General features: G+C 73.3%; 13 protein-coding genes. 5 read left to right on the top strand and 8 right to left on the bottom strand.

Features of this window, described 5'->3' with window-relative positions:
• Nucleotides 1–241: 241 nt before the first annotated feature.
• The 3 genes from ACLIBK_RS06255 (at nt 242) to ppdK (ending at nt 6,043) form a co-directional block, all read left to right on the top strand.
• The gene (locus tag ACLIBK_RS06255) at nt 242–1,123 is read left to right on the top strand and encodes a glycine--tRNA ligase subunit alpha (protein WP_415386374.1); all 882 of its coding nucleotides are present in this window, start codon (nt 242–244) and stop codon (nt 1,121–1,123) included.
• Complete coding sequence (gene glyS / locus ACLIBK_RS06250) at nt 1,123–3,300, top strand: glycine--tRNA ligase subunit beta (RefSeq protein ID WP_415386373.1); 2,178 nt, start codon at nt 1,123–1,125, stop codon at nt 3,298–3,300. Before ACLIBK_RS06255 ends, glyS begins: the two co-directional genes overlap by 1 nt.
• Before the next feature lie 70 nt (nt 3,301–3,370).
• The gene (gene ppdK / locus ACLIBK_RS06245; protein WP_415386372.1) at nt 3,371–6,043 is read left to right on the top strand and encodes a pyruvate, phosphate dikinase; all 2,673 of its coding nucleotides are present in this window, start codon (nt 3,371–3,373) and stop codon (nt 6,041–6,043) included.
• A gap of 374 nt (nt 6,044–6,417) precedes the next feature.
• On the opposite strand, the gene ACLIBK_RS06240 is transcribed toward ppdK, so the two are convergent.
• From ACLIBK_RS06240 to ACLIBK_RS06205, 8 genes are all read right to left on the bottom strand, one after another.
• Entirely contained in the window at nt 6,418–7,422 is a 1,005-nt protein-coding gene (locus tag ACLIBK_RS06240) for an MBL fold metallo-hydrolase (RefSeq protein ID WP_415386371.1), read from the bottom strand.
• Between the two features lie 165 nt (nt 7,423–7,587).
• A complete protein-coding gene (locus ACLIBK_RS06235) occupies nt 7,588–8,370 on the bottom strand; it encodes an ABC transporter permease (protein ID WP_415386370.1) in 783 nt (260 codons plus the stop codon).
• Nucleotides 8,367–9,524, bottom strand: a complete 1,158-nt coding sequence (locus ACLIBK_RS06230) for an ABC transporter permease (RefSeq protein WP_415386369.1) — start codon at nt 9,522–9,524, stop codon at nt 8,367–8,369. Before ACLIBK_RS06230 ends, ACLIBK_RS06235 begins: the two co-directional genes overlap by 4 nt.
• A gap of 32 nt (nt 9,525–9,556) precedes the next feature.
• Nucleotides 9,557–10,606, bottom strand: a complete 1,050-nt coding sequence (locus ACLIBK_RS06225) for an ABC transporter substrate-binding protein (protein WP_415386368.1) — start codon at nt 10,604–10,606, stop codon at nt 9,557–9,559.
• Nucleotides 10,607–10,966: 360 nt separating this feature from the next.
• A complete protein-coding gene (locus ACLIBK_RS06220; RefSeq protein ID WP_415386367.1) occupies nt 10,967–12,112 on the bottom strand; it encodes an ABC transporter ATP-binding protein in 1,146 nt (381 codons plus the stop codon).
• Between the two features lie 102 nt (nt 12,113–12,214).
• Entirely contained in the window at nt 12,215–12,727 is a 513-nt protein-coding gene (locus ACLIBK_RS06215) for a hypothetical protein (RefSeq protein ID WP_415386366.1), read from the bottom strand.
• Between the two features lie 95 nt (nt 12,728–12,822).
• On the bottom strand, nt 12,823–13,254 hold the full coding sequence (locus ACLIBK_RS06210; protein ID WP_415386365.1) for a tellurite resistance TerB family protein: 432 nt from the start codon (nt 13,252–13,254) through the stop codon (nt 12,823–12,825).
• Between the two features lie 455 nt (nt 13,255–13,709).
• On the bottom strand, nt 13,710–16,496 hold the full coding sequence (locus ACLIBK_RS06205) for an ATP-dependent DNA helicase (RefSeq protein WP_415386364.1): 2,787 nt from the start codon (nt 16,494–16,496) through the stop codon (nt 13,710–13,712).
• A 317-nt stretch (nt 16,497–16,813) separates the two neighbouring features.
• Here ACLIBK_RS06205 and ACLIBK_RS06200 point away from each other — a divergent pair, with 317 nt between their 5' ends.
• Nucleotides 16,814–17,731 (top strand): NAD(P)/FAD-dependent oxidoreductase, encoded by a 918-nt coding sequence (locus ACLIBK_RS06200; protein WP_415386363.1) that lies wholly within the window; start codon nt 16,814–16,816, stop codon nt 17,729–17,731.
• Nucleotides 17,732–18,081: 350 nt separating this feature from the next.
• On the top strand, nt 18,082–19,707 hold the full coding sequence (locus tag ACLIBK_RS06195) for a lysine--tRNA ligase (RefSeq protein ID WP_415386362.1): 1,626 nt from the start codon (nt 18,082–18,084) through the stop codon (nt 19,705–19,707).
• Nucleotides 19,708–19,724: the final 17 nt, after the last annotated feature.

The raw sequence follows: 19,724 nt of genomic DNA, 5'->3' as shown, positions 1-19,724 counted from the left end.
CGTCGTCAATGGTGCGGGGCGCAGCCGGTCCGCGCCGCAGCATCGGGGCCCGGCGCAACCCGCCATGCCTGGCAACCGGCCCGGGCGAGTCGGCCAGTTCCCGGACCGGGAAACGGGCGTGATGCCCCGCGCTCCGCGGCGGCACGCCCGGGCATCCCGCCGCTTCGCCGCGCCACCCTTGCCGCAGTGCAGCACCGGCTTCCTTGCCGCTGGCGCGGCGCCGCCGTAAGGGTGCGGCACGATGGTGGACACCCCCCGCGCCGACGACCGACCGCCCTCCTTCCAGGAGATGATCCTGCGCCTGCACGGCTACTGGAGCCGGCAAGGCTGCGTGATCCTGCAGCCCTACGACATGTCGGTGGGCGCCGGCACCTTCCACCCCGCCACCACCCTGCGGGCGCTGGGCCCCAAGCCCTGGCGCGCCGCCTACGTGCAGCCCTCGCGCCGCCCCTCGGACGGCCGCTACGGCGAGAACCCGAACCGCCTGCAGCACTACTACCAGTACCAGGTCATCATGAAGCCCAGCCCGGCCGACGCGCAGGACCTGCTGCTGGCCTCCTACCGGGAGATCGGGCTGGACCCGCTGAAGCACGATTTCCGCTTCGTGGAGGATGACTGGGAAAGCCCGACGCTGGGCGCCTGGGGCCTGGGCTGGGAAGTCTGGTGCGACGGCATGGAAGTCGGCCAGTTCACCTACTTCCAGCAGGTCGGCGGCATCCCGGTGGTGCTGCCCTCCTTCGAAATGACCTACGGCCTGGAACGCCTCGCGATGTACGTGCAGGACGTGGAGAACGTGTACGACCTGGACTTCAACGGCGCTGGGGTGACCTACGGCGACGTGTTCCTGCGCGCCGAACGGGAGTTCAGCGCCTACAATTTCGAGCATGCCGACGTCGCCAGGCTGTTCCAGCACTTCGCCGACGCGGAAGCCGAGTGCAACGCCCTGGCCGACCGGAACCTGCCGCTGCCGGCCTACGACCAGTGCATCGCCGCCAGCCACCTGTTCAACCTGCTCGACGCCCGCGGCGCCATCTCGGTCACGGAACGCGCGGCCTTCATCGGCCGCGTCCGGGCCCTGGCGAAACGCTGCTGCGAAGGCTGGGTGGCGGGGGAGGCGGCCTGATGCCCGAACTCCTGCTCGAACTCTTCTCCGAGGAGATCCCGGCGCGCATGCAGGCGCGGGCGGCCGAGGACCTGTCCCGCCTGCTGACCGAGGCGCTGAAGCCCGCCGGCCTCACACCCTCCGACCTGCGGAGCTTCCACGGCCCGCGCCGCATCGCCCTCTCGGCCCAACTGCCCGCCGCCACCGCCGCCACGGAGGAAGAGCGCCGCGGCCCGCGCGCCGACGCCACCGGCCCGGCGCTGGACGGCTTCCTGCGCGCCACGGGAATGACGCGGGACCAGCTGGAAGCCCGCGACACCGGCAAGGGCAGCTACCTTTACGCCGTGATCCGCCGCCCCGGCCGCCCCACGGCCGAGCTGGTCGCCGAGGCGCTGCCCGGCATCCTCCGCCGCTTTCCCTGGCCCAAATCCATGCGCTGGGGCGGCACCTCGGCCTTCACCTGGGTGCGCCCGCTCAAGCGCATCCTCTGCGTCTTCGACGGCGCCGTGGTGCCCTTCGACCTCCGCCAGGGCGAGGATGACGGCCACGGCCTCGCTTCCGGCGACCTGACCGAGGGGCACCGCCTGCTCGCCCCCGGCGCCTTCGCCGCCCACACCGTCAAGGAATGGGCCGCGGGCCTGCGCGAGCGCGGTGTGATCCCCGACGCCCACGAGCGCGAGCGGATCATCGAGGAGGGCATCGCCCAGCTCCTCGCCGCCGAGGGGCTGGAGGTGGTGCCCGACCGCGGCCTCCTGGCCGAGGTGGCCGGGCTGGTGGAATGGCCGGTGCCGCTGCTCGGCCGCATCGACGACGAATTCATGGACCTGCCGCCCGAGGTGATGCGCACCACCATGCGGGTGAACCAGCGCTACTTCGCCACCCGCACCCCGGACGGCGCCGCCGCCAACCGCTTCGCCCTGGCCGCCAACATCGAGGCCGAGGACGGCGGCGCGGCGATCATCGCCGGCAACGAGCGCGTCCTCCGCGCCCGCCTCAGCGACGCCCGCTTCTTCTGGGACGGTGACCGCCAGGAACGGCTGGAAAGCCGCCTGCCCAAGCTGGATTCCGTGGTGTTCCACGCCAAGCTCGGCACCCAGGGCGAGCGCATCCGCCGCCTGGAACGCCTGGCCCGCCACCTCGCCCCCGCCGTCGGCGCCGACCCCGCGCTCGCCGCCCGCGCCGCGAAGCTGGCCAAGGCCGACCTCGCCTCCGGCATGGTGGGCGAGTTCCCCGAACTGCAGGGCGTGATGGGCCGCTACTACGCCGCCCATGACGGTGAGCCGCCGGAGGTTGCCGCCGCGATCGGCGAGCATTACCGCCCGCTCGGCCCCACCGACGAGGTACCGCGCGCCCCCGTCTCGGTCGCCGTGGCGCTGGCCGACAAGCTGGACCAGCTGGCCGGCTTCTTCGCCGCCGACGAGCGCCCCACCGGCTCCGGCGACCCCTTCGCCCTGCGCCGCGCCGCCCTGGGCGTGATCCGCATCGTCCGGGAGAACGGCCTCCGCCTGCCGCTGGCCGACGCCGTGGCGGAAGCCTTCTTCGGCTTCCCCGGCGCCCAGGGCGCCACCGCCCGGCCGGAATTCGGCATGGCCGTGGCCACCGAGGCGATGGAGGCCGGCTTCCAGCCCGACCGCCGCTCCGCCCACCCGCCGATGGTGGCCGCCTTCGCCGCCGGGGTGCTGAACTTCCTGGCCGACCGCCTGCGCGTGCAGCTGCGCGCCGAGGGCGCCCGGCACGACGTCCTCGCCGCCGCCTTCGGCGCCCGCGGCGGGGCGGAGGACGACCTCAACCGCCTGCTGTCCCGCGCTGCGGCGCTGCGCGACTTCCTCGCCACCCCCGAAGGCGCCGACCTGCTGGCCGCCGGCCGCCGCGCCGCCAACATCCTCCGCATCGAGGATCGCAAGGACGGCCCGCACGCCGCCGCGGTGGACAGCGCCCTGCTGAGCGCCCCCGAGGAGCGGGCCCTGGCCGCCGCCCTGGACGCCGCCGCCCCCGCGGCACGCGACGCCCTGGCGCGGGAAGACTTCACCGCCGCCATGGCCGCGCTGGCCACGCTGCGCGCCCCCGTGGACAGCTTCTTCGAGGCGGTCACGGTGAACGACCCCGACCCGGCCACCCGGCGCAACCGCCTCGGGCTGCTGGCGACGCTGCGCGCGGCCCTGGACCAGGTCGCGGATTTCTCGAAAATCGAGGGCTAGGATTGGCCCGCGCGGCGACGGGCCGGCGGCCCGCGCCCGACCCCGGTGCCGAGCACGAGAGGACGAACGGATGACCCAGTGGGTGTACGGCTTCGGCGCCGGCCGCAACGACGGCAAGGCCGAGATGCGCAACCTGCTCGGCGGCAAGGGGGCCAACCTCGCGGAGATGGCCTCCATCGGCCTGCCCGTGCCCCCGGGCTTCACCGTGACCACGGAGGTCTGCACCTACTACTACGCGCACGACAACCAGTACCCCGCCGACCTCACGGCCCAGGTGGACGCCGCCCTGGCGCGCATCGAGGAGGCCGTGGGCGCCAAGTTCGGTGACCCCAGCAACCCGCTGCTGGTGAGCGTGCGCTCCGGCGCCCGGGTGTCCATGCCGGGCATGATGGACACGGTGCTCAACCTCGGCCTCAACGACGCCACCGTGCTGGGCCTCGCCACCGGCTCGGGCGACGAGCGCTTCGCCTGGGACAGCTACCGCCGCTTCATCCAGATGTACGGCTCCGTGGTGCTGGGCGTGGACCATCACCGCTTCGAGGAGGTGATCGAGGAAGCCAAGCACGTCACCGGCGCCGTCGAGGACACCCAGCTTTCCGCCGCCGACTGGAAGCGCGTCGTCGAGGGCTACAAGGAGATGGTGGCCGAGGCCACCGGCAAGCCCTTCCCGCAGGACCCGCAGGCGCAGCTCTGGGGCGCCATCGGCGCCGTGTTCGGCTCCTGGATGAACCCGCGCGCCAACACCTACCGTCGCCTGCATGACATCCCGGCCGATTGGGGCACGGCGGTGAACGTGCAGGCCATGGTGTTCGGCAACATGGGCGACGACTGCGCCACCGGCGTCTGCTTCACCCGCGACCCCTCCACCGGCGAGAACATCTTCTACGGCGAGTACCTGATCAACGCGCAGGGCGAGGACGTGGTGGCCGGCATCCGCACGCCGCAGCCGATGTCCTCGCTGCGCGCCAAGCCGGGCGAGCGCTCCATGGAGGAGGCCATGCCCGCCGCCTACGCGGAACTCTGCGAGGTGCGCGAGCGGCTGGAACGCCACTACAGCGACATGCAGGACATCGAGTTCACCGTGCAGCGCAACAAGCTGTACATGCTGCAAACGCGCAACGGGAAGCGCACCGCCGCCGCCAGCCTCAAGATCGCGGTGGACATGGCCGAGGCCGGGCTGATCGACCGCACCGAGGCGGTGAAGCGCGTCGCCCCCGGCTCGCTCGACCAGCTGCTGCACCCCACCCTGGACCCCAAGGCCGCCCGCCGCGTGCTGACCAAGGGCCTGCCCGCGTCCCCCGGCGCCGCCTCCGGCGCCGTGGTGTTTTCCGCCGAAGAGGCCGAGGCGCGTTCGTCCAAGGGCGAGAGCGTCATCCTGGTGCGGATCGAAACCTCGCCCGAGGACATCGCGGGCATGCACGCGGCCAAGGGCATCCTCACCACCCGCGGCGGCATGACCTCCCACGCGGCGGTGGTGGCGCGCGGCATGGGCCGCCCCTGCGTCGCCGGCGCCGGCGGCATCGTGGTGGACTACGCCTCCCAGATGCTCTCGGCCGGCGGCCAGGTGGTGCAGATGGGCGAGACCATCACCCTCGACGGCGCCACCGGCGAGGTCTTCCTGGGCTCCGTGCCGATGATCGAGCCGCAGATGTCGGGCGACTTCGCCACGCTGATGGGCTGGGCCGACCAGGTCCGCCGCCTCAAGGTGCGCGCCAACGCCGAAACCCCGCTGGACGCCGACACCGCCCGCAAGTTCGGCGCCGAGGGCATCGGCCTGTGTCGCACCGAGCACATGTTCTTCGACGCCGACCGCATCGGCTCCGTGCGCCAGATGATCATGAGCGAGACCGAGCGCGGCCGCCGCGACGCGCTGGCCAAGCTGCTGCCCTTCCAACGCTCCGACTTCGTGGAGCTGTTCCGCATCATGGCCGGGCTGCCCGTCACAATCCGCCTGCTCGACCCGCCGCTGCACGAGTTCCTGCCCCACAAGGACGAGGAGCTGGCGGAGGTGGCGGCGAGCCTGGGCACCGACCTCGCCACCATGAAGCGCCGCGCCGCCGACCTGTCGGAGGCCAACCCGATGCTGGGCCACCGCGGCTGCCGCCTGGGCGTCACCTTCCCCGAGATCTACGAGATGCAGGCCCGCGCCATCTTCGAGGCCGCCATCGAGATCGCCGAAACCGGCGCCGAGGCCCCGGTCCCCGAGATCATGATCCCGCTGGTGGGCATGAAGAAGGAGCTGGAGATCACCCGCGCCCAGGTGGACAAGGTCGCGCAGGAGGTCTTCGCCGCGAAGGGCCGCACGCTGGAATACTCCGTCGGCACCATGATCGAGCTGCCGCGCGCTGCCATCACCGCCGACAAGATCGCCGAGAGCGCCGACTTCTTCTCCTTCGGCACCAACGACCTGACCCAGACCACCTTTGGCCTGTCCCGCGACGACGCCGGCAAGTTCCTGCCCACCTACGTCGAGAAGGACATCCTGCCCAAGGACCCCTTCGTGTCCATCGACGTCGAGGGCGTCGGCGCCCTGGTGGAGATCGCCGCCGAGAAGGGCCGCAGGACCAAGCCCGGCCTCAAGCTGGGCATCTGCGGCGAGCACGGCGGCGACCCGGCCTCCATCCAGTTCTGCGAGAGCGTCGGCCTCGACTACGTCTCCTGCTCCCCCTACCGCGTCCCGGTGGCGCGCCTAGCCGCCGCCCAGGCCGCCCTGGCCGGCGCCGGCGGCGACCGCACGGCCTGACGCCTCGCCCGACGCCCCGGCCGGTCGCCGTTCGCGCCGGCTTGCGGGGCGGCGTTTCGGTGCGGGTGGCGGCGGTTGGGCTTGGATCTGGCCGACGTTGGCCAGGGGCGCTGCCCCTGGACCCCGCCGGGGAGTTTAAACTCCCCGGACCCCACGTTTAGCGCTCCGCAGGAGGGGCTCAGGGGAACGGTAGCCCCGTGGCGCAACGTTGGTCGTGAGCCCCTCCTCGCGGAGCGCTCATGAGGTCGAGGAGCCTAAGCTCCTCGCGGGGGCTCCAAGGGGGCAGAGCCCCCTTGGCCACGGCCAGCAAACCCAGGATCAACCGCCAGCCACCCGCCCCCGGAACACCGCCCGCAGGACCGGTGCGAACTGCGTCAGGCCGCGAAGGCTTCGGCGACCTCGGCCAGCAGGCGGGCTTCCTCGCCGTCGTAGCGGGGGGAGAAGTGGAAGGCCTCCACGCGGCGGACGCCGGCGGCGCGGGCCATCTCGCCCGCCGCGCGGGTGGTCAGATGGCCGCGCGCGGCGGCAAGTTCCGCATCCGCCGCGGCGAAGGCGGATTCCAGGAACAGCAGGTCGGCGCCCCGCACCAGGGCCTGCACCGCGGCGCGGTTGCCCGGCGTGTCGGCCAGGTCGGTGCAGTAGCCGATGCGCTGCCCCGGCGTCAGGCTCACCGCTTCGCGCAGCCCGCCCAGCGGCAGCACCTCGGGCGCGTCCCCCGCGCGGGCGAAGACGGGGATGGGGTGGTCGTCCCCGCGCTCGGCCAGCACCGCCTGCTTGAGGCCGTTCAGCCAGGGGCCCACCGGCAGGCCGCGCGCCTCCAGCACCGGGCGCCAAACGTTGACGTGCGCGACCTCCGCCAGCAGGTAGCCCAGGCAGGCGGCGCGGTGGTGCTGCAAGGGGGCGGCGCGCACCTCCAGCCCGGGCAGCCGCAGCACCACGCCGTCGGCGGGCGGCGGCGCCGCGCCCAGGGGTTCGGCCGCGAAGCCGGTGGCCAGGCGGAAGCGCACCCGGCGGGAGGACAGGTCGGGCGCCAGTTCCACCACCTCGAAGCACAGCTCGGCGGCGTAGGAACCGGCGAGGTCCCAGCCGTAGCCCTGCAGCTTGTGGCCGATCCGCACCGCGATCTCCGCCGGTCCCACCAGCGTCACGCGCCGTTCGCGCCCGATCAGGTGGCGCAGCAGCGTGTCGAAGCCGATCAGGTGGTCGAGATGGGCGTGGCTGATCAGCGCCGCCTCCACCCGCAGCAGCTGCCGCGCCGGCAGGGCGTGCAGGGAGCCGAGGTCGAACAGCAGCGCCCGCCGCTCGTGCAGCGAGTCGACGAGTACGGCGGGGTCGCCGAAGCGGCCGTTCACCAGCGTGGCGTGCAGGGCAGGGCGCATCGGTCGCGTGCTTACAGCGTCGGGCCGTCCTGTTCGAGCGAAGGAGGAACAGGAAGCCGGGGGGAAGTATCCCCCCGGACCCCCTTCTATTTTCGGCAGTTCAGGAGCGCTTCCCTGGCCGATCGCGCACCCGCAAACTCCCGAAAGGAGGGGGCCCGGGGGAGTTCACTCCCCCGGCCTTGCGCCCGCCCGCCGCAGCAGCGTCACCGCCACCAACAGCACCGCCGCCAGCCCGATCATCAGCGTCGCCGCCGCCGCCACCGTCAGGCTGATCTGGTCGTTCAGCCCGGCAAACATCTGCCGCGGCAGGGTGCGCTGCGCCGGTCCCGCGATGAACAGCGCCACCACCACCTCGTCGAGCGAGGTCGCGAAGGCGAACACCGCCCCCGCCGCCACCCCGGGCGCGATCTGCGGCAGTACCACCCGCCGGAACGCCCGGGCGGGCGAGGCGCCGCAGGCCGCGGCCGCGCGCAGCTGCACCCCGTCGAAGGCGGACAGCGCCGCCAGCACGGTGGTCACCACGAAGGGCGCCCCCAGCGCGGCGTGCGCCAGGATCATCCCGGTGAAGCTGCTGGTCAGCCCCAGCGGCCCGAAGAACAGCAGCAGCGACACCGCCACGATGATGGACGGCACCACCAGCGGCGCCAGCAGCACCGCCATCACCAGCCCGCGCCCGGGAAACCGCGCCCGCCACAGCCCGAACGCCGCCAGCGTGCCCAGCACGGTCGCCACGGCCGAGGCCGCCGCGCCGATGAGGAGGCTGTTGCGCAGCGCCGGCATCCAGAAGTCGGAGCCGAAGAAATCCGCGTACCACCGCCCCGACAGCCCCGGCAGCGGGTAGTGCAGGAAGGACCCGGCCGACACCGACAGCGGCATGATCGCCAGCAGCGGCGCCAGCAGGAACAGGATCACGGTGAGCCCGAAAGCCCAGAGCAGCGCGCGGCTCATGCCGGCTGCCGCCGCTCGAAGCCCACCAGCCGGGCGTACAGCCCCGCCACCACCAGCACCGCCGCCAGCAGGATCACCGCCAGCGCCGCCGCCAAGCCCCAGTTCACCGTGCGGTTGGCGTAGAAGCCGATCAGCGAGGAGATCATCTGCTCGTTGGGCCCGCCCAGAAGCGCCGGCGTCACGTAGAAGCCCAGCGCCTGGATGAACACCAGCAGGCAGCCCGCCCCCACCCCGGGCAGCGACAGCGGCAGCACCACCCGCCGGAAGCTCTGCCACGGCGTGGCGCCCAGCGAGGCCGCGGCGCGCACCAGCCGCCAGTCCAGCCCGCGCAGGCTGGCGAAGATCGGCAGCACCATGAAGGGCAGCAGCAGGTTCACCGTGGCCGCCAGCACCGTGCCGCGGGTGAACAGGAAGCTGCCCGGCGCGTCGAATAGCCCCAACCCCAGCAGCGTCGCGTTGAGCACCCCGTCGCGCTGCAGCAGCACGATCCAGGCGGCGATGCGCGGCACGTCGCTGACCCACAGCGGCAGCGTGGTCAGCCCCAGCAGCCACAGCGAGGCCCGCGGCGGCGCCGTGGCGATCAGCGCCGCCAGCGGATAGCCCAGCAGCAAGGCGATAACCGTGGCCAGCAGGCTGATCCACAGCGTCCGCAGCATCACCGTGCGAAACACCGCCTCCTCCGGCGGCACGGCCACCACCGCGCCGCGCGCATCCTGCCGCAGATCCAGCGCCGCCAGCAGGTTGCCCGCCGACACCGGCCCGCCCAGCCGCCGGATCACCGCCCAAGTGTCGGGCGAGTCCCATTCCGCGCTGACCGCCAGCGCGGTTTCACGCGGCGGCGCGGCGGGGTCGGCCAGGCGGCGGGCGGTGGCGGGCAGGGTGCTCCGGAAGCCCGGCAGCGCCGCGTTCAGCCGCGCCGCGGCCCGCGCCACGCCCCCCGAACCGTCCTGCTGGTCGCGGGCACGGGCCTCGCGCAGGTCCTCCGCCAACGCGGCGAAGGCGGCGTCCGGCACTGCGCCGCCGTCCCAGCCCGCCAGGGCGGACAGGGTGCGCGGCAGCACGGGCGCGACCTCGCTTTCCGCCACGGCGCGCCACAGGAAGGTGCCGATCGGCGCCAGGAAGGCGAAGCCGAGAAACAGCAGCAGCGGCGCCACCAGCAGCGCCGCCGCCAGGCGGGGACGGGTGCTCAGCGCGACAGCCAGTTGGTGAAGCGCTGGTTCAGCCGGTCCAGGTTGTCCAGCCAGAAGCGGTCGTTGATCTCCAGCGCGCCCTCTGCGTTCGCCGGGGCAGTGGGCAGGTTGTTCAGCACCTCCGGCGGCAGCCGGTCATTGGCGCCGCGCGCGGTGACGCCGTAGGGGATGCGCGGCGGCAAGCCGGCCTGCACCTCCGGCTGGCCGGCGAAGCGCAGGAAGTCCAGCGCCTGCGCCCGGTTCGGCGTGCCGCGCATCACCACCCAGGAATCCAGGGTGAACAGGTTGCCGGGCCAGGAGATGCCGAAATTCTGTCCGTCCGCGCGGTTGGCCGCGTCCAGCCGGCCGTTATACGCCACCACCATCGCCGCCTCGCCGGAAGCCAGCAGCTGCGGCGGCTGCGACCCGCGTTCCCACCACACGACGTCGTTGCGGATGCTGTCCAGCTTGCGGAAGGCGCGGTCCACCCCGGCGGGAGTGCCCAGCACGCGGTACACCTCGCCGGCCGGCACGCCGTCGGCCAGCAGCGCGATTTCCAGCGTGGTCTTGGGGCCGCGGCGCAATCCGCGCTTACCGGGAAAGCGGGCGGTGTCGAAGAACTCGGTCCAGTTGGCCGGGCCGGTGGGGGTGCGGTTGCGATCATACCCGATCACGAAGGAATACAGGATCGTGCCCACGCCGCAGTCGTTCACGGCCTGCGGGATGTAGTGCTCGCGCCCGCCGATGGCGGCCCAGTCGATGCGCTCGAACAGCCCTTCCTCGCAGCCCAGCAGCAGCTCCTCGCTCTCGACCTGCACGACGTCCCAGTTGTTGGCGCCGGACTGGATCTTGGCGCGCAGCGTGCCGACGCCACCGTCCCAGGTTTCCTCCAGCAGGCGGCGGTTGCTGGCCTGCTGGAAGGGGCGGAAATACACCTCCCGCTGCGCGTCCTGGTAGGCGCCGCCCCAGGACACCACGGTCAGGTCGCGCTGCTGCGCCCGCGCGGTGCCGCCCCACGCCAACGCCAACAGCGCCGCCGCGGCGACGCCCATTCCCCTGCGCAGCATCCCGTTCCGTTCCCCATGCCGATCCCTCCCGCAGGCTAGACCCGCGCAGGGGCGAGGCGAAAGGGATCGCGGCACGGAGTCTGCCCCAGCGTGGCGGAAAGCGGGGCCGTGTTGCCAGAAAGGGCGGCAGGGAAGGCCGGGGGAGTGAACTCCCCCAGGCCCCGTCCTTCTTTCGGGAGTTTTCAGGTGTGCCGGTGGCCACGAGGGCACCCAGAAACTCCTGAAAATAGAAGGGGGTCCGGGGGGATACCTCCCCCCGGCTTCCTGTTCTCATCACAGCAGGACCAACGCGCGACGGCATCACGGGACCATGGTGGGCGACCCCGGAAACGGCTCGCGGCCTGCTCCGACCCGGATGCGTCAGACCCCCGCGTCCTCCTCCAGAAACGCGATGCCGTGCCCGACATCCCAGGCCAGCGCCGCCGGTCCCCCGGGCTCCGGCAAGGCGCCGCCGCCGGCCGGCCGCTTGGCCACCACCTCGCCACTGCCCAGCGACAGCCGCAGCCGGATATGGTCGCCTTGGAAGATCGCCTCGATCAGCCGCGCCGGCAGTGCGTCCTCGCCCAGGTCTTCCGCCGCCACCGGCGCCACGGCGACCCGCTCGGGCCGGACCATGACCACGCAGCGCCCGCCCGCCGCCACCCCCGCCGCGGCGGTCGCGAAGACCTCCGCCCCGGCATCCAGCCGGACGCGGCACTCGCCCTCATCCAATCGCAGCACCGTGCCGGGCAGGCGGTTGTTCTCGCCCACGAAGCCGGCGACGAAGCTGTCCGCCGGGCGCTCATACAGCTGGCGCGGCGCTGCGAGCTGCCGGATGCGGCCGGCGCGAAACACCGCCACCCGGTCGGACAGGGTCAGCGCCTCGCCCTGGTCGTGCGTGACGTAGAGCATGGTCACGCCCAGCTCGCGGTGCAGGCGGCGGATCTCGAACTGCATCTCCTCGCGCAGGTTCTTGTCCAGCGCCCCCAGCGGCTCGTCCAGCAGCACGATCGGCGGCTCGAACACCAGGGCGCGGGCCAGGGCGACGCGCTGCTGCTGCCCGCCCGAGAGCTGCGAGGGCCGGCGGTCGCCGAAGCCCGCCAGCCGCACCATGTCCAGCGCCCGCCGCGCGCGGCCTTCCCGCTCGCGCCGCGACACGCCGCGCACTTCCAGCGGAAAGGCGATGTTGTCGGCCACGCTCATGTGCGGAAACAGCGCGTAGGACTGGAACACCACGCCGATGCCACGCCGGTGCGGCGGCGTGCGGGCGATGTCGCGGCCTTCCAGCAGGATGCGGCCGCGCGTCGGCTGCTCGAAGCCCGCCAGCATCATCAGGGTGGTGGTCTTGCCGGAACCGGAAGGGCCCAGCAGCGACAGCAGCTCGCCGCGCTCCACCGTCAGGTGCAGGTCGCGCACCGCCACGGCCGAGGCGCCGTAGGATTTCTCCACGCTCTCGAAGCGCACGAGCCCGGTGTCTGGAGGAACGGCCATGCCGGCCAGGGTGTTGGCGCCGGCCGAAACCGTCAATCGCGCCGGCGGCTGCACGCTGCAGGGCGCCGGCCGCGGGGCGCAGCGCCGTCGCGGGAGAGCGCGGCTGGCGCGCTTTCCCGAAACGGGGAGGGAGTTTGTTCAGGCGGTCGCCGGCTCTTCCCAGACCCGCACCGTGGCAACCTTGCGCAGGATGCCACGGGCGCGCTCGGCCTGGTCCGTGTTGGCGGGGGACACCACCAGGATCAGCTCGGCGTGTTCGGAGGCCGCGGTGGATTCCGTGCCCGTGGCCTGCGCCGCGAGTTCGCTCAAGCCCCCCGCGCCGATGCCGGCCGCCGCGGCCGCCGCCACGGCCGGCAGCGCCGCGCCGCCGGTGGCCACCACGGCCCCGGCCGCGGCAAAGGCGCCGATCACGCCGGCGGTGCTGGTGCGCAGGGTGCGGAGGTTGCGGTGCTCATCCTCGCGCAGCGGCTCGGAACCGGTGTGGTCCGGCATCTCGGCCGCGGATTCGGCGTGGCGGACGGACAGCTGGGCGCGGGAGATGGCCTCTCCCTCCAGGTAGGACAGGGCGCTTTCCAGCGTTTCCTTGTCCCGGAAGCTGGCCAGGATGTTGGGCTGGCCGGTGGTGGCGGTGGTGTTGGGCGAGTCGCTCACGTCGGTTATTTCCCCGAATGCATGGGAGCGAACGCGCCCGGACCCATGCCGTTGCGCGTCCCGCCCTCAGGACGCGCCCGAATCGGAGAGGCCGGTCAAAGGACCTGGAAGCGCGCCTTGGCCGCCCGCTCGATGGCGCCGGCCACCAGGCGGTCGATGTCCAGGCCGATGCGGAAATCCTGCAGGAACTGCAGCTCCTCCTGCGTGGCATCGCCGTCGGCGGCCGCGACCTCGCAGGCCAGCAGATAGGCGGTTTCGCGCAGGCGCGGCGGCAGGGCGTCGCTGATCATGGTGATCGCGTTGTCCAGCCCTTCCGTGTCGTCCAGCAGCCCGAGCACGATCTCCGTCACCGTCTCGATCTCGCCGGCGTGGAAGTCGCTGAACACGGGCAACTCGCGCACCAGCCGCGACATGGTGGCCAGCTCGGCATCCGACATCTGCCGGTCGCAGGCGCTCATCATCACCATGGACCCCACCAGGGCTTCCTGCGCGGTGAAGCGCGTCGGGACGTTCGGGGGAGAGCTCATGTCGAAGGGCATGTCCGTGGGATAACTCCTGCCCCCCGGGTCTCGCAGCCCATCCCCCGGCCCGTCAATGCCGCCGCCCTCAGCCCCCGATCACCGGCGCGCGATCGTCCGCCCGCCACCCCTTGCCGGATGACGTTGCTCGGTCCTGGGGGCGGGGGTTGGTCCGCTGTTGGGGGAGCGCCTGGGTGGGCTGGCGTTGGCCAGGGGCGCTGCCCCTGGACCCCGCCGGGGAGCTTAGGCTCCCCGGACCCCACGTTTAGCGCTCCGCGAGGAGGGGCTTGGTCCGACGTTGCGCCACAGGGGCCACCGTTCCCCTGAGCCCCTCCTCGCGGAGCGCTCATGAGACACGAGGAGCCTAAGCTCCTCGCGGGGGCTCCGAGGGGGCAGAGCCCCCTTGGCCGCGGCCAGCCTACCCAGGCGCTCCCCCGAACAGCGGACCAGCACCCGCGTCCGGATCAGGCGGCGCTGTCGGGAGGAGCGCTGGCCAGGAAGCCGCGCACCTGGCGGACGGCTTCGGCCAGGCCGACGCGGCGGGCGGCGACGCCTTCGGGCAGGCCGGCCAGCAGGCGGGACGGGGCGCGGGCGTCCAGCAGCACGAAGACGCCGCGGTCATCGGCCCGGCGCACCAGGCGGCCGAAGGCCTGGCGCAGGCGGTGGCGGGCGATGGCGTCGTCCCAGTCCTTGGGGCGGCCGCCCGACAGGTGCAGACGGCGTTCCCGGTGCAGGATGGTGGGGCGCGGCCAGGGCACGCGGTCGAACACCAGCAGCCGCAGGGAACGGCCCGGCACGTCCACGCCGTCGCGCAGCGCGTCGGTGCCTAGCAGGCAGCTGTCCTCCTCCGCCCGGAACACGTCCACAAGGGTGGCGTTGTCCATGGCATCGACGTGCTGGGCGTAGAGGGGGATGCCGGCCGCCTCCAACCCCCGCGCCATGCGGGCATGGGCGTCGCGCAGCCGGCGCACGGCGGTGAACAAGCCCAGCGCGCCGCCGCCGGAGGCGCGGAACAGCGCCTCCATCGCCCCCGCCGCCTGGCCGCCGTCGCGGCCGACATCCGTGACCACCAGCGCCAGGGTCTGCGCCGCATAATCGAAGGAGGACGGCACCGCCGCCCGCACAGCCGGGATCGGCAGGTGCGAGGCCCCGGTGCGCGCCTCGGCGGTGGTCCAGGCCACCTCCGGGTCCGACTCGCCGCTGTCGCGCAGGGTGGCGGAGGTGATCAGCAGGCCGTGCGCCGGCGCCGCCACCGTCAGCGCGAAGGGCTGCGTCGGGTCCAGGTGGTGGCGGTGCATGGCGGCATCCACCTCCCGCCCTTCGCGCCGGGTGATGGCCAGCCAGTCCACCGAGGCCGGCCGGGTGCCAGGCTCGGACGGGGCGTCCTGCACCCGGCGCAGCATGGCCACCCAGGCGGCCAGCGGCACCACCGCCCGGCGGTCGAGGTTGCGGCGCGCGGTGTCCAGGCGGATGCGGTCGCCGACCTCCAGCTCCGCTTCCGGGTCCTCCAGCAGCGCACACAGCCGGTCGTGCAGGCTGCGCAGCGGCGCTTCCAGGCGGCTCAACCCGTCCTGCAGCGCGGCCGCCGCTTCGGGCAGGCCGGGATTGGCCGGCAGCAGGTCGCATTCCGCGTCATACAGCGGGTCAGCATCGGCGGTGCGGGCCAGGACCTGGGTGCGGATCTCGGCCAGGAAGCGCTCGGCGGCGTTGCGTGGCTCCTCCTCCCCGCCCAGCCGGTTGGGCCAGCCCAGGGCGGGTAGCACGCCGCCGGCCTCGATCGCCGCGTCCACCAGGGGCGACAGGGCAGGGTGGTCGGACAGCACCTCCTCCAACCGCCGGCGTAGGCCCCGCGCGCGGCCGCGCCCGGCCTCGGCGCCCAGCAGCCAGCGGCGCAGCTCCGCCATCTCGGCGCCCGAAATCTCGGCAGAAAAGGCGCTGTCGGCGGCGTCGAAGACGTGGTGCCCCTCGTCGAAGACGTAGCGCAGGGCGGGGCCGTCCTCGCCGCCGCCCAGGGCTGCCTGCACCATCACCAGCGCGTGGTTGGCGATCACCAGCCGGGCGCCGGCGGCGCGGCGGATGGAATGCTCCACGAAGCAGCGGCGCCAGTGCGGGCAGCCGGAATGGATGCACTCGCCGCGCCGGTCGGTCAGGTTGGCCACCGCGCCGAAGGGAAACAGCTCGGCGATCCAGCCGGGAAAGTCGCCGCCCTGCATGTCGCCGTCGCGCGTCGCCAGCGCCCAGCGCGACACCAGCGCCAGCGCCAGCAGCCGCGAGGGCATCAGCCCGGCGGTGGCTTCCTCGTAGTTCAGCAGGCACAGGTAGTTCTCGCGCCCCTTGCGGATCACCACGCGCAGCTTGCGCTCGGCGGGGTCGGGGAACAGCCGGGCCAGCTCGCCGTCGATCTGGCGCTGCAGGTTGCGGGTGAAGGTGGCGATCCACACCGGCGCGCCGTTGCGCTCCGCCCACAGGGAGGCCGGGGCGATGTAGCCCAGGGTCTTGCCGGTGCCGGTGCCGGCCTCGGCCAGCACCACGCGGGGCGCGCCGGGCAGCTCGCGCGGGGCAAAGGCCAGGGCGGCGGCGGAGGCGAAATCCGCCTGCGCCGGCCGCTGCTCGGCATCGGGGCCGAGGATCTCGGCCAACCGGGCGCGGGCCTCGCCGGGGGAAACCGGCAGGGAGGCGGGCGGGGTGGCAGGGGCCACGTCCTCCCAGTCCGGCAGGCGGCGCCACACCTTCAGCGGGTCGTTGGACGGCTTGCTGTCGTCCCGGCCCAGCGCGGCCAGTACCGGCGCGGTCCAGGGCCAGTCGATCGCCTCCCGCAGCCGGGCCGCCAGCACCCCGGCGTCGCGGTTCATCGGCGCGTTGCGCCCGGCGGCGAGCCGGCGCAGCAGCAGCGTCGCCAACTCGGGCAGCAGGATCGCCGCCGTCTCGTCGTCGCGCGGCATCTCCTGCCCCAGCGCCAGGGCCAGGCCGCGCGGCGTCGGCGCCGCCAGCTGCGCCGGCAGGGCGAAGGCGAACAGCTCCAGCAGGTCATAGGCCACCGGAAAGGGCGGCAGGCCCAGGCGACGCGCCGTGGCGGGGGCATGCACCAGCAGCGGCGGCGGCAGCTCGGCCAGCCGCGCCGGCAGCGCGGAAGCCGCCAGGGTTTCGATTTCCCCATCGGGGGTCAGCAGGGTGGCGCGGCCCAGCCCGGCCACCAGCGCGGGGGCTTCGGGCAGCAGGAGGCGAGGCGCGCCCGAGCGGGAAGAAGACACGGGCGGGAATATAGTGCGGCCGGGCGGGCGAGTCTGCGCGGGCCGGTGCGCCGGTTCCGCGGCCGAGCCACCACCCTTCCGCGGGGCGCACCGGGGGTGCGGGGCGCGCGGAAGGTGGGGCACGGCGCGGGCGGGCGCAGGGGAGGCACGGCTCGTGCAGGCGCACGGACGCACCGGGCGGCAGGGCGCGCGAAACGCCGGTCGGCCGGAACTTCACGCCGACGTGCAGCCCGCCCTGGCCTTCCGGGTGACGCCACCGCGCCGGGCGGCGGTTAAAGGAACCCCGGGACAGCGCGTTCCACCAGGAGCCCTGAACCTTGCCCGACGCCACCGCAGACTGCCTGATCGTGGGCGCCGGCCCGGCCGGGCTGACCGCCGCGATCTACCTGGCCCGCTTCCGGCTGAGCGTGTCCATCCACGACGGCGGCCGCAGCCGTGCCGCCACCATTCCCCGCACCCACAACCACGCGGGCTTCCCCGAAGGCATCCCCGGCGCCGAGCTGCTGGCGCGGATGCGGCAGCAGGCCGCACGCTACGGCGTGCAGGTGCAACCCGGGCAGGTTTCGGCCCTGCGGCGGGATGCGGAGGGCTTCGTCGCCCGCACCGCCGGGGGCGAGCTGCGGTCCCGCACCGTGCTGCTGGCCACCGGCGTGACCAACCACCGCCCGGCCATGCCGGAAGCGCTGCACGACGCCGCCCTGGCCTCCGGCCGGCTGCGCTATTGCCCGGTCTGCGACGGTTTCGAGGTGACGGACCAGCGGGTCGCGGTGATCGGCACGGGGGAGCGGGGGGCAAAGGAGGCGCGCTTCCTGCGCTCCTTCACCGCCCAGGTGACGCTGGTGGCCCCAAACGGGCCGCACGCCCTGGATGCGGGGTGGCGGCAAGGGCTGGCGGAGATCGGCGTGGCCCTGCTGGACGGCCCCGTGCGCGACTTCGCCCTGGAGGGGGAGGAGCTGGGCTTTTCCGTGCCGGCGGGGCGGCACCGCTTCGATACCGCCTATCCGGCCCTGGGGTCGGAGATCCATTCTGGCCTGGCGGCGGCGGTGGGCGCGGACTGCACGGAGGAAGGCTGCCTGGTGGTGGACACGCACCAGCGGACCAGCATCCCCGGCCTTTACGCGGCAGGCGACGTGGTGCTCGGGCTCGACCAGATCAGCCACGCCATGGGCGAGGCCGGGGTGGCCGCCACGACCATCCGCAACGACCTCGCGAGCCTCGCGCCCCTGCTGCGCTGAGAGCGGCGGGAAAGGCCGGGGGAGTGAACTCCCCCGGTCCCCCTCCTTTTCTCAGGAGTTAAGGGCGCGGGTGGCCACCGGCACACCCGCAAACTCCCGAAAATAGAAGGGGGACCGGGGGGATACTTCCCCCCGGCTTGCTTCCTTCCCCGGATCAAGCCGCCAAGACCCGCAATGGCGGAGCGGGACAGGGGGCTCCCGGGTTCCGGGCGCCGCCGCTCCGCGCGGCGGACCGGCCGGACGGCGCCCGCGGCCGCCCGGCGGCGCGCGAGCCTGCTAGGCGCGGCGCGCCGCCCCGCCTAAACCCTTCCCGTGACCCGCATTCCCAACGCTGGCTGATCCTTCGAACCATGCCCCCATCCGCCGACCCCTCGCTCCGCACCGTGCGCGCCTGGCCCTTCGAGGAAGCGGCCAAGGTGGCCGACCGCCTGGCCGCGTCCGGCAAAGGGACGGCGCTGTTCGAAACCGGCTACGGCCCGTCCGGCCTGCCGCATATCGGCACCTTCGGCGAGGTGGCGCGCACCTCCTGGGTGCGGCGCGCCTTTGAGCGGATCACCGGCCTGCCCTCCCGCCTGCTGGCCTTCAGCGACGACATGGACGGGTTGCGCAAGGTCCCCGACAACGTCCCCGACGGCGAGATGCTGCGCCAGTACCTCGGCCAGCCGCTGACCCGGGTCCCCGACCCTTTCGGCACGCATCCCAGCTTCGGGGCGCACAACAACGCCCGGCTGCGCGCCTTCCTGGACGCCTTCGGCTTCGACTACGAGTTCGCCTCCTCCACCGACTATTACAGCTCCGGCCGCTTCGACGCCGCGCTGATCCGCATGGCCGAAGCCCATGAGGAAGTGCTGCGGGTGATCCTGCCCACGCTGGGCCCCGACCGCCGCGCCACCTATTCCCCCTTCCTGCCGATCCATCCCCGCACCGGCGTGGTGATGCAGGTGCCGATGGAGGAGGTCCGCCCCACCGACGGCACGCTGGTCTGGCGCGACCCCGACAGCGGCGAGCGCTTCGAGACGCCTGTCACCGGCGGCCACTGCAAGGCGCAGTGGAAGGCCGACTGGGCGCTGCGCTGGTTCGCCCTGGGCGTGGACTACGAGATGTCCGGCAAGGACCTGACCGACAGCGTGAAGCTTTCGGGACAGATCTGCCGCATCCTCGGCGCCGAGCCGCCGGTGGGCTTCACCTACGAGCTGTTCCTGGATGCGGGCGGGCAGAAGATCAGCAAGTCCAAGGGCAACGGCCTGACCATCGAGCAGTGGCTGGAATACGGGCCGCCGGAATCCCTCTCCCTGTTCATGTTCGGCTCGCCGCGCAGTGCCAAGCGGCTGCATTTCGACGTGATCCCGCGCGCGACCGACGACTACCTGACCCAGCTGGACAAGTTGCGCGCGGCGCCCGATCCGGCCAATCCCGCCTGGCATATCCATGGCGGGGCCGTGCCGGAGGCGGCGAGCAGCCCGATCCCCTTCTCCATGCTGCTCAACCTCGCGGTGGTCGCCAACGCCGAGACGCCGGAGATGCTCTGGGGCTTCGTGCGCCGCTACCTGCCCGAGGCCACGCCGGAAAACGCGCCCACCCTGGCGCGGCTGGTGGAGCACGCGCTGCACTACTACCGGGACTTCGTGAAGCCGGCGAAGCGCTACCGCGCCGCCACGTCAGGCGAGCGCGGAGCGATGACCGCCCTGGCCGAACTGCTGCGCGACCATGCCGCGCGGCTGGAAGCCCTGCCCGCAACGGAACGCGGCGCCGCGATCCAGGACCTCGTCTACGATGCCGGCCGGCGGGAACCCTTCCTGCAGCCGGGCAAGGACGGCCGCCCCGGCGTGTCCATCGCCTGGTTCGAGGCGCTGTACCAGGTGCTGCTCGGCCAGGAGAAGGGGCCGCGCTTCGGTGGCTTCGTGGCGCTCTACGGCATTCCCGAAACGGTGGCGCTGATCGAGGGCGCCCTGGCCCGCGCAGAGGCCGCGGCGTGAGCGGAACCGCGGGCACG

Source organism: Roseomonas sp. BN140053 (assembly GCF_047690175.1).
In the GTDB taxonomy this organism is placed as follows: Bacteria; Pseudomonadota; Alphaproteobacteria; order Acetobacterales; family Acetobacteraceae; genus Roseomonas.
This window is presented reverse-complemented; position numbering and strand designations above follow the sequence as displayed.